Origin of the sequence: Nocardia callitridis, assembly GCF_039543305.1 — a bacterium.
Classification (GTDB): domain Bacteria; phylum Actinomycetota; class Actinomycetes; order Mycobacteriales; family Mycobacteriaceae; genus Nocardia; species Nocardia callitridis.
Genome location: NZ_BAABJM010000002.1, coordinates 839,728 through 854,499, shown reverse-complemented (window position 1 = coordinate 854,499; position 14,772 = coordinate 839,728). Strand labels below are relative to the sequence as shown.

The 14,772-nt window shown below is 68.5% G+C and carries 2 protein-coding genes; both read left to right on the top strand.

Annotated elements, in window-relative coordinates; all coding sequences use genetic code 11:
• The first annotated feature begins 80 nt into the window (after positions 1-80).
• On the top strand, positions 81-13,766 hold the full coding sequence (locus ABEA50_RS12685; protein WP_345495502.1) for an amino acid adenylation domain-containing protein: 13,686 nt from the start codon (positions 81-83) through the stop codon (positions 13,764-13,766).
• Complete coding sequence (locus ABEA50_RS12680) at positions 13,763-14,758, top strand: ATP-binding cassette domain-containing protein (RefSeq protein ID WP_345495501.1); 996 nt, start codon at positions 13,763-13,765, stop codon at positions 14,756-14,758. The genes ABEA50_RS12685 and ABEA50_RS12680 overlap by 4 nt, the downstream gene beginning before the upstream one ends.
• Positions 14,759-14,772: the final 14 nt, after the last annotated feature.

Genomic DNA, 14,772 nt, shown 5'->3' with positions numbered 1-14,772 from the left:
GTCCTACGGCTGGCGCACGTGCGCCTTTCGTGGAGACGCCCTGGGGAGTGTGCGCCAACAGCGGCAGAACGGAGTGATTGATGAGTTCATTGGCCACGGATCGCGTCGACCAATGTTCATCTGGAGAAGTCTCGGCAGAACCGTTCGCTCTGTCGCCCGCGCAGACGGCCCTCTGGTACGCGCAGCGGATTCGTCCCGACGTGCCGCTGACCATCGCGCAGTATGTCGAGATCCATGGTGATCTCGACGTGGGTCGTCTGTTGTACGCGATCGAGCGGTTCGGTGCGGAGACTCAGGTCGGTCAGGTGCGGCTCGTCGAGATCGACGGGGTGCCCTACCAGCTGGTCGACCCGAGCATGCGTCCAGGCTGGGGCAGGGTCGACCTGCGCCTCGAGCCGGACCCGCACGCGGCCGCCCTGCGGTGGATGAACGAGAACGCGAACTCGCCGATCGACCTGGAGAACGAACCGCTGGTCGCCAACGTGGTGTTGCGGGTCGGTGACGCCGAATACCTCTGGTACTCCCGCGCCCATCACATCGTGATCGACGGCTACGGCGCGATGAACGCACTCACCCGCTCGGCGGAGATCTACACCGCGCTGGAGAACGAGACCGAGCCGGTCGCCTCCCGCGCGACCCCCCTGCAGGAGCTCTACGCCGACGAGGTGCACTACCGCGATTCCGACCGGTTCACCAGCGACCGCGAGTACTGGCGCGAACAATTGGACGGGGCGGGCGAGCCGATCAGCCTCAGCGGCAGCGCGGTCGGTGAGTCCTCGACGGCCGTCGGCAGGCGCAGGGCCACCGGCGAACTCGACGACGACGACCGCGCGGCCGTCATGGCGGCCATCGCCAGGTTCGGTACCGGCAACGCCGGTGTCTTCGTCACCGCGCTCGGTGCCTACGTGCGATCGGTAACGGGCAGCTCGGACGTGGTCTTGAGCCTGCCGGTGTCCGCGCGCACCACGGTGTCGTTGCGTCGTTCCGCGGGTGTGGTCTCCAATGTGGTGCCCATCCGGCTGCGGTTCGATGAGCACTCCACCATCGGTGCGGTCGCCAAGGCCGCCGATCTCCAGATCACCGGCGCACTGCGCCACCAGCGCTACCGCAGCGACGACATCCGCCGTGACAGTGGTTACGCGCGGGAGTCGCGCGGCTTCTTCGGCCCGATGGTGAACATCATGATGTTCAACAACGAGCTGCATTTCGGCAAGCTTGTCGGCTCGCTGAAAATCCTGGCCACCGGTCCGGTCGAGGATCTGTCGGTCAACCTGTACAACGGGGTCGGCGGCAGTGTGCACATCGATTTCGAGGCCAACCCCGAGCTTTACAGCGACGTCGAGATCGCCGCGCACCACGACCGCTTCTTCGACTTCCTCGGCCGGTTCATGGCCCTGGACCCCGAGACGCCCGCGCAGGCACTGCCCGCGATCACCGACTCCGAGCGCGAGCGGGTGGTGCGGCAGTGGAACGACACCGACGCTCCCGTGCGGCAGGACACGCTGGCCAGCGCCTTCGCCGAGCGCGTCGCGCGATGCCAGGACGCGACGGCGGTCGAGCAGGATTCCGCGTCGCTGACCTACCGCGAGTTCGACCAGCTGACCAACCGACTCGCTCGACTGCTCATCGCCCAGGGCGCTGGCCCGGACACCGTGGTCGGGCTGCGCTTGCCGCGCGGCATCGAACTCGTGGTCGGTATGTACGCGATCGTCAAGACGGGCGCCGCCTACCTGCCGTTGGATCCCGATCATCCGCAGGACCGCTCGGCACAGGTCGTGCGCAGGGCGGGCGCGGTGTGCGTTCTGGGCTCCTCCGAGGACGAGATCGACCTGCCAGCACCGAGTCTCGCGATCGACACCCTCGATTTCAGCGATTTCGATTCCTCGCCGATCACCGACGCGGACCGGCTCGCACCGCTGCGCCCGGAGCACCTGGCCTACGTGCTGTTCACCTCGGGGTCGACCGGTCGACCGAAGGGTGTCGGCGTCGCGCACTCCGCGATCGTCAACCGATTGCGGTGGATGCAGCACGAATACGCGCTCGATCACACCGACGTCGTGCTGCAGAAGACCCCGGCTACCTTCGACGTATCGGTGTGGGAGTTCTTCTGGCCCTTGCAGATCGGCGCACGGCTCGTACTCGCCGCGCCGGAGGGCCACCGGGATCCGGCCTATCTCGCCCGGGTCATCGCCGAGAAGGGCGTCACCACAGCGCACTTCGTGCCGTCGATGCTTTCGGTGTTCGTCACCGAGGCGGATGTCAGCGGTTCTTCGGTGCTGCGCAGGGTGTTCTGCAGTGGTGAAGCACTACCGGCCGCGACGGTCCGCGACTTCTATCGCGTGCTGCCCGAGACCGAGCTGCACAATCTGTACGGTCCCACCGAGGCCGCCGTCGACGTCACCTACTGGCCGTGCGAGCCGGATCCGGTGAGTGTGCCGATCGGCGCACCGGTGTGGAATACGCAAACCTATGTGCTGGATTCCCGACTGCAACCGGTTCCGCCGGGGGTGGTCGGTGAGCTGTATCTGGCGGGTGCTCAGCTGGCGCGCGGATATCTCGGACAGTCCGGGCTCACCTCGGATCGGTTCGTGGCCAACCCGTTCGCGGGTGGAGCCCGGATGTACCGCACCGGTGACCTGGCGCGCTGGCAGCTCGATCGCACGCCGGTGGGCGCGCACGCCGTAGCGGACAGCGGCGTCCTGGAGTACATGGGCCGCAGCGACTTCCAGGTGAAGATCCGCGGCCTGCGGATCGAACTCGGCGAGGTCGAGGCCGCGCTGCTCGCCGAAAAGCGGATCGCGCGTGCGGTGTGTGTCGCGCACGCGGGCCGCACGGGTGACGAGCTTGTCGGCTACGTGGTCGCCCGTTCGGATACGGGTGACGACCCGATCGACACGGTGTCGGTGCTCACCGGCCTGCACAGCACCCTGCCCGCCTACATGGTGCCCACGACGTTGATCGAACTCGACGAACTGCCATTGAGCGGCAACGGCAAGATCGACCGCAAGGCGCTGCCCGCCCCCCACGCGGCCGCACGGACCATCCGGCCCAGTGCCGAACCGCGCACCGAGGTGGAAAGGGTGCTCGCCGGAATTTTCGTCGAGCTGCTCGAGATCGACCGGATCGGCGTACAGGACAACTTCTTCGAGCTCGGCGGCAACTCGCTGATCGCCGCGCGCGCGGTCGCGCGGATCAATGCCGCGTTCGGCACCGGGGTGACTATCCGCGACCTGTTCGAGGCGGCGACCATCGAGACGCTCACGCAGCGTTTCGCCGCCCAGACCAGCGACGTCGCCTCGCCGAAGCTGGTCGCGGGGCAGCGCCCGGAGCGGGTGCCGCTGTCGCTGGCGCAGCAGCGGTTGTGGATTCTCAACCGTTTCGCCGAGCACTCGGCCGCCTACAACATGCCGCTGGCCCTGCGGGTGGACGGTCCGCTCGACGTCGGGGCCCTGCGTGCGGGGTTGCACGATGTGGTGGTCCGGCACGAGAGCCTGCGCACCAGTTTCCCCGAATCCACCGAGGGGCCCTACCAGCGCATCCAGCCGGTCGAGGAGATCGAACTCACACTCGATCCGATCGATGCGACCGAGGACGAGTTGGCCGCCGCGGCAGCGGAATTCACCGGTGCCGGCTTCGACCTGCGTACGCAGTCGCCGATCAGGGTCGCGCTCTACCGCACGGCACCCGACCGGCATCTGCTGCTGGTGGTGTTGCACCACATCGCGGGTGACGGCTGGTCGATCGCGCCCATGGCCCGTGACCTGATGGTGGCGGTCGCCGCGCGTGCGGAGGGTGTGGCACCGCGGTGGACACCACTCCCGGTGCAGTACGCGGACTTCTCGCTGTGGCAGCGTGAACTACTCGGCGCGGAATCCGATCCGTCCAGTGCGTTGAGTCGTCAGCTCACCTACTGGCGTTCGGCGCTGGAGGGCCTGCCCGATCAGTTGGACCTGCCGCTGGACCGGCCGCGCGCGCGTCAGCGCTCGACGACCGGTGGCCGGGTCGAATTCACCATTGATCCCGAGATCCGGCGCGCCGCAGGCGAACTCGCCGCGGCGCGTGGCGTCAGCATGTTCATGGTGCTGCACGCGGCCTTGGCTACGCTGCTGTCGCGGATCTGCTCGAGTACCGACATCAGCATCGGCACTCCGATCGCTGGCCGCTCCGACCCCGCGCTCGACGAGCTGGTCGGCATGTTCGTGAACACGCTGGTCCTGCGCACTCAGGTCGAGCCGGACGCGGGATTCGGGCGGATGCTCGACGTGGTCCGCGAAACCGACCTCAACGCCTTCGCCAACGCCGACGTGCCGTTCGAGCGACTGGTGGAGGTGGTGAACCCGGAGCGTTCGGCGGCGCGCCACCCGTTGTTCCAGGTGATGCTTTCCTATGACCGCGCACCCGATCTGCGGATCGACCTGCCCGATGTGCGCGCCGAGGTGCTCGCGATCGACTCCGATGTGGCGAAGTTCGACCTGCAACTGGTGGTGCGCGACGACGCCGGTGACGGCCCGTTGTCGGCCGAATTCGGTTATGCCACCGACATCTTCGACACGCAGACGGTCGAATCGTTCGCGCGCAGGTTCGTCGCGGTGCTCGGCGCCGTAGTGGCGACCCCCGACCTGCCGGTCGGTGACCTGGCGATCCTCGACCGCAGGGAAGCCGACAAGCTGGCGCCCATTCCGGCCGCGCCCGCCGAGCCGTTCTGCACCCTGCCGCGTCTGCTGACCGAGGTCGCCCAGCGCATGCCCGACGGGGTTGCGGTGCGCTACCTCGGCATCGACACCACCTACCGCGAGCTCGACGAGATGTCGAATCGGTTGGCGCGCGCCATGATCGCGCGCGGTGCGGGACCGGAAGTGGTGGTCGCCATCGGCCTGCCGCGTGGGCTCAATTCCATCGCGGCGATCTGGGCGGTCGCCAAGACCGGCGCCGCGTATGTGCCGGTCGATCCGAGCTACCCGAGCGAGCGCATCGCGCACATGCTCGGTGATTCCGGCGCGACGCTCGGACTCACCGACGCCACCAGCCTGGTCGCGATGCCGGAGTGGCAGGCGGCGGGCGGCAAACACCGCAGGACCGGCGTCGACTGGTTGGTGCTCGGTTCACCGGAACTGGCCGTGGCCTGCGCCGATCACACCACCCGCGCGATCACCGATGTCGACCGGCGCCACCCGCTGCGGGTGAGTCATCCGGCCTACCTCATCTACACCTCGGGCTCGACCGGCAAGCCGAAGGCCGTCGTGGTCACCCACGCCGGGATCTCCTCGCTCGCGCACGAGCAACGTCATCGGTTCCGGGTCACGGATTCCGCACGGACGCTGCACTTCTCGTCGCCGAGCTTCGACGCGTCGGTGCTGGAGCTGCTGCTCGGTTTCGCCGCGGGGGCCACGATCGTGGTGGCTCCCTCGGGCATGTACGGCGGCGCGGAACTGGCCACCTTGCTGCGCGAGGAACGGATCAGCCACGCGTTCGTCACCCCGGCGGCGTTGGCGACGGTGCCGACCGCAGGACTCGAGACGCTGGAGACTGTGATCGTCGGTGGCGAGGCGTCCTCGGAGGAGCTGGTCTCGACCTGGTCGCGCGGACGGCGCATGCACAATATGTACGGCCCGTCGGAGGCGACCGTCGCGGCGACCGCGAGTGCGCCGATGGTGGCGGGAGAGCCGGTGCCACTGGGTAATCCGGTGCGCGGCATGCGGCTGTTCGTGCTCGACACCAGGCTGCACCCCGTACCGCCGGGCACGCCGGGTGAGCTGTATCTGTCCGGACCTGGCCTCGCGCGTGGTTACCACGGCAGGAACGGGCTCACCGCTTCCCGTTTCCCGGCGAACCCGCTCGGGCGCCGCGGCGAGCGGATGTACCGTACCGGCGACCTCGTGGTCGTGAACGCCAACGGTGACCTGCGCTTCCTCGGCCGGATCGACGACCAGATCAAGATTCGCGGTTTCCGCATCGAACTGCGCGAGATCGATCACGCGCTGCGCGAGCATCCCGGTATCGAGTTCGCGCTCACTGTGGTGCACACCGACGAACAAGGCCAACCGCGTCTCGCCTCGTATGTGACCGCCACCGAGGCCCTCACCCCGGAATCGGTGCTCGATACCGCCCGTGGCCGCCTGCCCGGATACATGGTTCCCGCTTCGCTCACCGTGCTCGACGAGCTGCCGCTGGCACCGACCGGCAAGGTGAACCGCAAGGCATTGCCGGAGCCGGTCTTCGTCGCAGTCGGCGCGTCCCGCGCGCCGAACACCGATCTCGAGATCCAGGTGGCCGCCGTCTTCGGTGAGGTGCTCGGCAATCGGGTCGAGGGCGCCGAGGACAGCTTCTTCGACATCGGCGGCAACTCGCTGCTGGCCACGCGGCTCGCGGCGGCGTTGCACACCCACTTCGGGGTGGACCTGCCGGTGCGGATGATCTTCGAGGCACCGACGGTAGCGGCGATCGCCGAACAGCTGCTCGCCGCGCCGGACACCCTGCGTCCGCCGCTGCGGGTGCACGATCCTCGACCCGACCGGGTTCCGCTGTCGCTGCCGCAGCAGCGGCTGTGGTTCCTCAACCGGTACGCGCCGGAATCGAGTGCTTACAACATCGCGTTCGTCCTTCGAGTCGCGGGCGAACTCGACGTGGACGCGCTCGGTGCCGCGCTCACCGACCTGGTGGAGCGGCACGAGGTACTGCGCACGATCTTCCCCGAAGACCACCTCGGCGCGCACCAACAGGTGTTGCCCACCGCGCGGGCGCTGCCGACGACGACGCCGATAGACACCGACGACGTGGGCGCGCGCTCCGCTTTGGACACCCTCGCGCGCACCGGATTCGACCTCACCACCCAGGTGCCGCTGCGAGTGACGCTGCTGCGCACCGCACCTCGGCGCTACCTGCTCGGCATCGCGTTGCACCACATCGCGGCCGACGGCTGGTCGCTCGGGCCCCTCACCAGGGATCTCGCCCTCGCCTACGCGGCGCGCTCCGGGGGCGCGGCACCCGAGTGGACGCCACTTCCCGTGCAGTACGCCGACTTCGGGCTCTGGCAACGCGAATGCCTCGGCGACGAAACCGATCCCGAGAGTGTGGCGGGCACCCAGCTCGCCTACTGGCGCGAGGCACTGGCGAACGTGCCGGACGAACTGCCTTTGCCGTATGACCGCGCGCGTCCCGCTGAGCCGTCGAATCAGGCGGGTACCGTGCGCTTCACGGTGCCCGACGAGGTGCTGCGTGGACTCGACGGACTGGCCAAGGCGCAAGGCGTCAGCATGTTCATGGTGCTGCGCACGGCGCTCGCGGTGCTGTTGCGTTCGGTCACCGGTGGTCGCGACATCGTGATCGGCACGCCGGTCGCCGGTCGCACCGACACCAAGTTGGACGAGTTGGTCGGCATGTTCGTCAACACGCTGGTACTGCGTTCGGACGTGGACCCCGATTCCACGTTCGCCGCGTTACTGCGTGCCGATCGCGATACCGAACTCGCGGCGTTGGCGAATGCCGACGTGCCGTTCGAGCGCATCGTGGACGAGCTGGGTCGGGACGCGCGTTCGACCGGTCGTCCTCCGCTGTTCCAGGTGGCGTTGAGCGTGCAGGACGGCCCGGTACCGGTTCTGGAACTGCCGGGCCTCGCGCTGCGCGCCGAGGAGCTCGACATCGCGTTGGCGAAGTTCGATCTGGAACTGCGAGTCACCGAGAACGGCGCGACCGCAGGCGATTCCGAGCGTGGCTTCGAATTCGTCTACGCGGCCGAGCTGTTCGATGCCTCGACCATCGAGACGATGACCGACCGCTTCCTGCGGGTGTTGGGTGCCGTCACCACCGAGGCGCGAGTCCTGGTGCGCGACATCGACACTCGTACCGAGCGCGAGCGCAGGCTGTTGAGCCCGGCGCACGGACCGCGCGGTGCCGATCGGCGCACGCTGTCGGGTCTGTTCGACGCCACCGTCGCCGCGCACGGCGATCGTGTCGCCGTGCGATCCGACGGCGGCGAGGTGACCTACGCCGAGCTGGACCGCCGCGCCAACCGGCTGGCCAGGGTGCTGATCGCCCGAGGCATCGGAGTGGACGACCGGGTCGCCCTCGGGCTGACCCGCTCGCTGGACTCGGTGACGACAGCGCTCGCCGTCGCGAAGGCCGGCGCGGCGTTCGTGCCGGTCGACCCGCGCTACCCTGCCGATCGGATCAGGCACATGCTCACCGACGCAGAATGCACGGTGGGTGTCACGGTGTCGGCCGAGGCGTCGACGCTGCGCGGTGCGACGGTGTCGGCGAACGGGAACGGCGGGACACACACGGAGTGGTTGCTCCTCGACGACCTCGATGTGCGCACCGAGTTGGACATTCGGGACGACACCACGGTGACCGACGCCGAGCGGCGGCGCAGCACCGGAATCGCCGACCTCGCGTACGTGATCTACACCTCGGGCTCGACCGGAACCCCGAAGGGCGTGGCCGTCACCAATGGTGGCGTTTCGAACTTCGCCGACGAGCTGCGCGACCGGATGGCCGTCGACACCGATTCGCGCACTTTGCATTTCGCGTCACCGAGCTTCGATGCCGCCGTGCTCGATCTGTTGCTGGCGATCGGGTCGGGCGCGACGATGGTGCTGTGCCCGCCGGATGTGTACGGCGGTGACGAGCTCGGCGCGCTGATGGAGCGCGAGCGGATCACGCACACCTTCATGACGCCCGCGGCGTTGGCGACCGTCGACCGGGACCGCTGGGCGCTGCCGGATCTGCGCGCGGTGATGGTCGGCGGCGAGGCGTGCGCACCCGACCTGGTGGCCAGGTGGGCGCCGGGACGTCGGATGTTCAACGGCTACGGCCCCACGGAGACGACGATCGTCATTACGATCAGTGAGCTGACGCCCGATCGCCCGGTCACCATCGGCTCGCTCGTGCGCGATGCCCGTGCCCTGGTGTTGGACGAGCGGTTGCGTCCGGTGCCGGTGGGAGTTCCCGGCGAGTTGTACCTCGGTGGTTACGGTGTGGCGCGCGGCTACCTCGATCGTGTCGCACTCACCTCGACGCGCTTTGTCGCCGACCCGTACGGCCCCGAAGGTGAACGTCTGTACCGCACCGGTGACGTGGTGCGCTGGAACGCCGAAGGCGAGCTGGTCTACCTCGGCCGCAGCGACCACCAGGTGAAGGTGCGTGGCTTCCGCATCGAACTCGGCGAGATCACCGCAGCGGTGAGCGCCCACCCCGAGGTACGGTTCGCGCACACCGAGGTGCGTCGGGTCGCGGGAGTCGATCGCGTCGTGTCGTATGTGCAGGCGGCGGGCGACACCGTCGACGTGGATGCGGTTCGCGCCCACGTCGCGCACGTGTTGCCCGGTTACATGGTGCCCGCGAGTATCACCGTGCTCGACCGCATTCCGTTGACACCGGTCGGCAAGCTGGACACCGCGGCACTGCCCGAACCGCGTTTCGTCGCGGAGATCGAGGGCCGTGCGCCGCAGACCGCGTCGGAGACACTGGTCGCCGAGGTGATCGGTGAACTGCTCGGCGTGTCGACGGTGCGTGCCGACGACAGCTTCTTCGACATCGGCGGCAACTCGTTGCTCGCCACCCAACTCGTGTCGAGGATCGCGGCCGCGACCAATATCCGGCTCGAGGTGCGTGCGGTGTTCGCGGCACCGACCGTGGCCGGGCTCGCCGAACTGCTCGAAACGGGGACGGCCGAGGAGTCGGCGCGGCCCCCGCTGGTTCGTCAGGAGCGGCCGGACCGGATTCCGTTGTCGGCGGCGCAGCGCAGGCTGTGGTTCCTCAACCGGTTCAATGACATCGGCGGCGTCGGCGAATCCGGCGGCGCCTACAACGTGCCGATGGTGCTGCGGATGACCGGCGACCTGAACACCGAGGCCCTGGCTTCGGCGCTGCACGCGGTGCAGACCAGGCACGAGACCCTGCGCACAGTGTTCCCGGAGTCCGAGGGCGAGCCGACGCAGGTCGTGCTCGATCAGGACGCCGCGGCGATCGCACTGCGTACCAGCGTTGCCGCGCCGGACGAAGTCGCCGAACGTGTACGTCGTTCGGCCACACCCGGTTTCGATCTGGCCGACGAGGTTCCGTTGCGAGCCGAGCTGATCACGGTGACCGGCACGGACACCGCGGAGCAGTCCGACGAGCACATCCTCGTGTTGGTCGTCCATCACATCGCGATGGACGGGTGGTCGCTGGAGCCGCTCGCGGTCGATATCGCGACCGCCTACCGCGCGGCCTGCGCGCAGCAGCAGCCGGACTGGGCCGAGCTGCCCGTGCAATACGCGGACTTCACCCTGTGGCAACAGGATTCGCTCGGCGCCGAGGACGACCCCGAGTCCGCGATCGCCAAGCAGCTCGACTACTGGCGCGGCACGCTCGCGGCCAGCCCCGAACTGCTCAGCGTGCCCGCCGACCGGCCGCGTCCGCCGACGCCGTCCTACCGTGGTGGCATCGTGGAGTGCACGGTCGAACCGGGTACGCACCGCGAACTGAGCGCCATCGCCGCGAACAACAACGTCAGCATGTTCATGGTGCTGCACGCCGCGCTCGCGGTGCTGCTGCACCGGATGACCGCGACCGACGACATCACCGTCGGTACTCCGATCGCGGGGCGCGGCGATCCCGCGCTCGACCGCATGGTCGGCATGTTCGTCAACACGCTGGTGCTGCGCACGGGGATCGATGCCGACGCGGGATTCACCGAGTTGCTGCACGAGGTGCGCGACGGCGATCTCGATGCGTTCGCCAATGCGGACCTGCCGTTCGAGCGTCTGGTCGAGGTGCTCAATCCCGGTCGGTCGCAGGCGCATCACCCGCTGTTCCAGGTGATGCTCTCGGTCGGCAGCGACTCCACGGGTCTGCTGGAACTGCCCGGCTTGCGGATCGAGGCCGAGGACATCGACACCGGTATCGCGAAGTTCGACCTGCAGTTCACGCTCACCGAAACCAGGAACGCCGATCGGGAGCCTGCGGGCATCCGGCTGTCGGTGAACTACGCCGCCGATCTGTTCGAGGAGTCGACCGCGCTGCGGCTCGGCAAGCGGTTGGTGCGGCTGCTCGGCGCGATCGCCGCCAGCCCTGCCACGGCCGTCGGCGATCTGGAACTGCTCGATGACGCGGAATGGTCGAGCCTGGCCCAGGTGCAGGGTGCGCAGGCCGATCGACCCGTCACCTTCCCCGAGGTGTTCGCGCGAGCGGCGCGTGCCGACCCGGCTGCGGTGGCGCTGGTCGCCGACGGCGAACGCGTCACCTACGCCGCGCTCGATCGTTGGTCGAACCGGCTCGCACGGGTGCTCATCGACGCGGGGATCGGTCCGGAATCACTGGTGGCACTGGGTATTCCGCGCTCGTTCGAGTCGGTCGCCACGGTGCTCGCGGTCACCAAGGCCGGTGCGGCTTTCGTGCCGGTCGACCCGAACTACCCGCAGCACCGCATCGAGCACATGCTGTCGGATTCCGGTGCGGCACTGGGCATCACCCTCACCGCACACCGTGACCGGCTGCCCGGTGGCGGGAAGTGGATTGTGCTGGACGAACCCGCGAACCGGGATCTCGTGCTCGCGGCCTCGGACGCCCCGATCGCCGACGACGAACGCACGGTGGCGCTGCGTGTGGACAACCCCGCCTACGTCGTCTACACCTCGGGGTCCACCGGAACGCCCAAGGGCGTGGTGGTCACCCACGGCGGGCTGTCCAACTTCGCCGCCGAGACCGCGCAACGCTTCGACGTCGGACCGGATTCACGGGTGCTGCACTTCGCGACGCCGAGTTTCGACGCTGCGATGCTCGATCTGCTGCTCGCACTCGGCGGCGCGGCGACTCTGGTGATCACCCCCGACGGGGTGGTCGGCGGTGCGGAGCTGGGTCGGGTGTTCATCGACGAGGGCATCACGCACGCCTTCATCACCACCTCGGCGCTGGGCACGGTCGACCCGGCCGGAGTCACCGACTTGCAGCACGTGCTCGTCGGTGGTGAGGCGCTGCCGCCGGACCTGGTCACCCGCTGGGCGCCGAACCGGAACCTGTACAACGTCTACGGCCCGACCGAGACGACCATCGTCACGGTGATCTCGCGGCCGATGGTGGCGGGCGGCCCGATCACCATCGGCGGCCCGATCCGTGGTGTCGGTGCGGCCGTGCTCGACTCGCGCCTGCACCCGGCTCCGGTGGGTGTCACCGGTGAGCTGCATCTGGCCGGTTCGGTGCTGGCTCGCGGCTACCTCAACCGGCCCGGTCTGACCGCTCAGCGCTTCGTCGCCAACCCGTACGGCAAGCCGGGCGAGCGCATGTATCGCACCGGTGACCTGGTGCGCTGGTGGGCGCAGCAGGCCGAGAGCGTCGAAGAGTCGGTCGCGCCCTGCGACATCGAGTACGTCGGCCGCACCGATCACCAGGTCAAGATCCGCGGCTTCCGTATCGAACTCGGCGAGATCGACGCCGCGTTGGCTCGCCACGGCGACGTGGAGTTCAGCACGACGATCGGACATCGGACCACCGCGGGCGTCACCGCGCTGGTCTCGTATGTGAAGCCGCGCGACGGCAGCGCACCGAGCGTGGCCGAGTTGACCACGCACGTGTCGGGTCTGGTGCCGAATTACATGGTGCCGCAGTCGATCATGCTGTTGGACCGGGTGCCGCTGAGCCCGGTGGGCAAGCTGGACCGCAAGGCGCTGCCCGAGCCCGTGTTCACCGCGGGCGAGGGCTACCGCGCGCCGAGCACACCGAACGAGGAACTCGTGTGTGCCGCCTTCGCCACGGCCCTCGGTATCGAGAAGGTCGGCGCGGACGACGGATTCTTCGAGCTCGGCGGCAACTCGCTGCTGGCAACGAAGGTCGTCGCGCAACTGCGCGAGGAAGGCATCGATCTTCCGGTGCAGGTGATGTTCGGTGCGGCGAGCCCGGCGGCGATCGCCGCGCGCCTCGACGACACTGAGGGCGCGCCGGAAACGGCCCTCGCTTCCGCACTGGCACCGGTGTTGCCGATCCGCCCTGTCACCGCGGCGACGGACAAGGCGCCGCTGTTCTGCGTGCACCCCGGTGTCGGTCTGTCCTGGTGCTACACCGGGCTGTTGCCACACCTGGCGTCGGATCAGCCGGTGTACGGCGTGCAGTCGCCGCATGTGGCGGGGGAGCGGGGTTACTCCTCGCTCGCCGAGGCCGCGCAACACTATGTGGCACAGATCAAGTCGATCCAGCCGCAGGGTCCCTACCACCTGCTCGGCTGGTCGTTGGGCGGCCTGATCGCCCACGAGATGGCGGTGCAGTTACGCGAATCGGGCGACGAGGTCGCGCTGTTGTCGATGCTCGACAGCCACCGGCTGACCGAAGACCTGATGGATTCCGCGATGCCGAGCATGTCGGAGATCATCGGCGAATTCGGCGGCGGCGACTTCGACGGTGCGGCGATCGACTCCTCGATGACACTGGGCGAGGCCGCACAACTCGTGGTCGACCAGCCGGGCGCCTTCGCGGCGCTCACCCTCGAGCAACTGGAGCGGTTGTACGCGGGATACGCCAACGGCGCGGAGCTCGCGCAAGGCTTCCAGCCGCGTTCCTTCGACGGCGACCTGCTGTTCTTCACCGCGGTCGAGGACGACATCAACATCAACGACCCGCGTCGCAGGGCGGGTGCGTGGCGACCGTTCGTCACCGGCGCTATCGACGATCACGACGTGCGCTGCACGCACTCGGCCATGACGGCGCCGGATTCACTCGACGTCATCGGGCCGATCGTGCGGGCGGCGCTGGAACAGAGCACGAACATCATGTCGGAGACGAAGGAGAATCGCGCGTGAGTGTGGCGGTGCAAGTGCACGGCCTGGTCAAGAACTACGGCCGGACCCGGGTACTCGACGAGATCGATCTGGAGATACCAGAGGGCACGGTGATGGGCCTGCTCGGACCGAACGGGGCCGGCAAGACGACGACCGTGCGGATCGTGACGTCGTTGTTGAAACCCGACGCGGGTTCGGTGCGCGTCGCGGGGGTCGATGTCTTGCGCGACCCCGCGGCGGTGCGGCGCAGGATCGGCTTGTCCGGTCAGTACGCCGCGGTGGACGCGAACCTGACCGGATACGAGAACCTGCGGATGATCTCGCGGCTGTACGGGATGTCGCAGCAGAAGGCGTCCGCACGCGCACGGGAACTGCTCGGCGAATTCCAGTTGGAGCACGCGGCCGACCGCAGGGCGGGCACCTATTCCGGTGGCATGGCGCGGCGGCTCGATCTCGCGGGTGCCCTGGTCGCCAAGCCCGCGGTGGTGGTACTCGACGAGCCGACCACCGGCCTCGACCCGCGTGGCCGGTTGGACGTGTGGCGGGTCATCGGCGACCTGGTCAGCGACGGCACGACCGTGCTGCTCACCACGCAGTACCTCGAGGAGGCCGATCAGCTGGCCGACCGGATCACCGTGATCGACCACGGCCACGTGATCGCGCGCGGCTCGGCCGACGAGCTGAAGACCTCGATCGGTGGCGACCGGCTCACCGTCACGTTGACGCCAGGGCAACAGGTTGCACCGGCCTTGTCGGTGCTCGCTCAGGTCGGCGTCGGGGAGCCGAGCCACGAACCGGGCACCGACGAGGTGTCGATCGTGGTGGGTGATGCTTCACGCACGATGGTGGAGGCGTTGCGCAGGCTCGACGACGCCGGGGTCTGGGTGCTCGACGCGAAGGTACACCGCCCCAGCCTGGATGACGTATTCCTTTCTCTCACCGGCACTCCCGCGCGCGAGACCGCGGACAGCGAACCGGAAACCGACGACGTTCAAGAGGAGATCCTGTCGTGAGCACGGCTGTGGTC

Bases quoted from the DNA above. Each gene is read 5' to 3' on its own strand.
- ABEA50_RS12685 (WP_345495502.1), top strand. From the start codon at position 81: ATGAGTTCATTGGCCACGGATCGCGTCGACCAATGTTCATCTGGAGAA.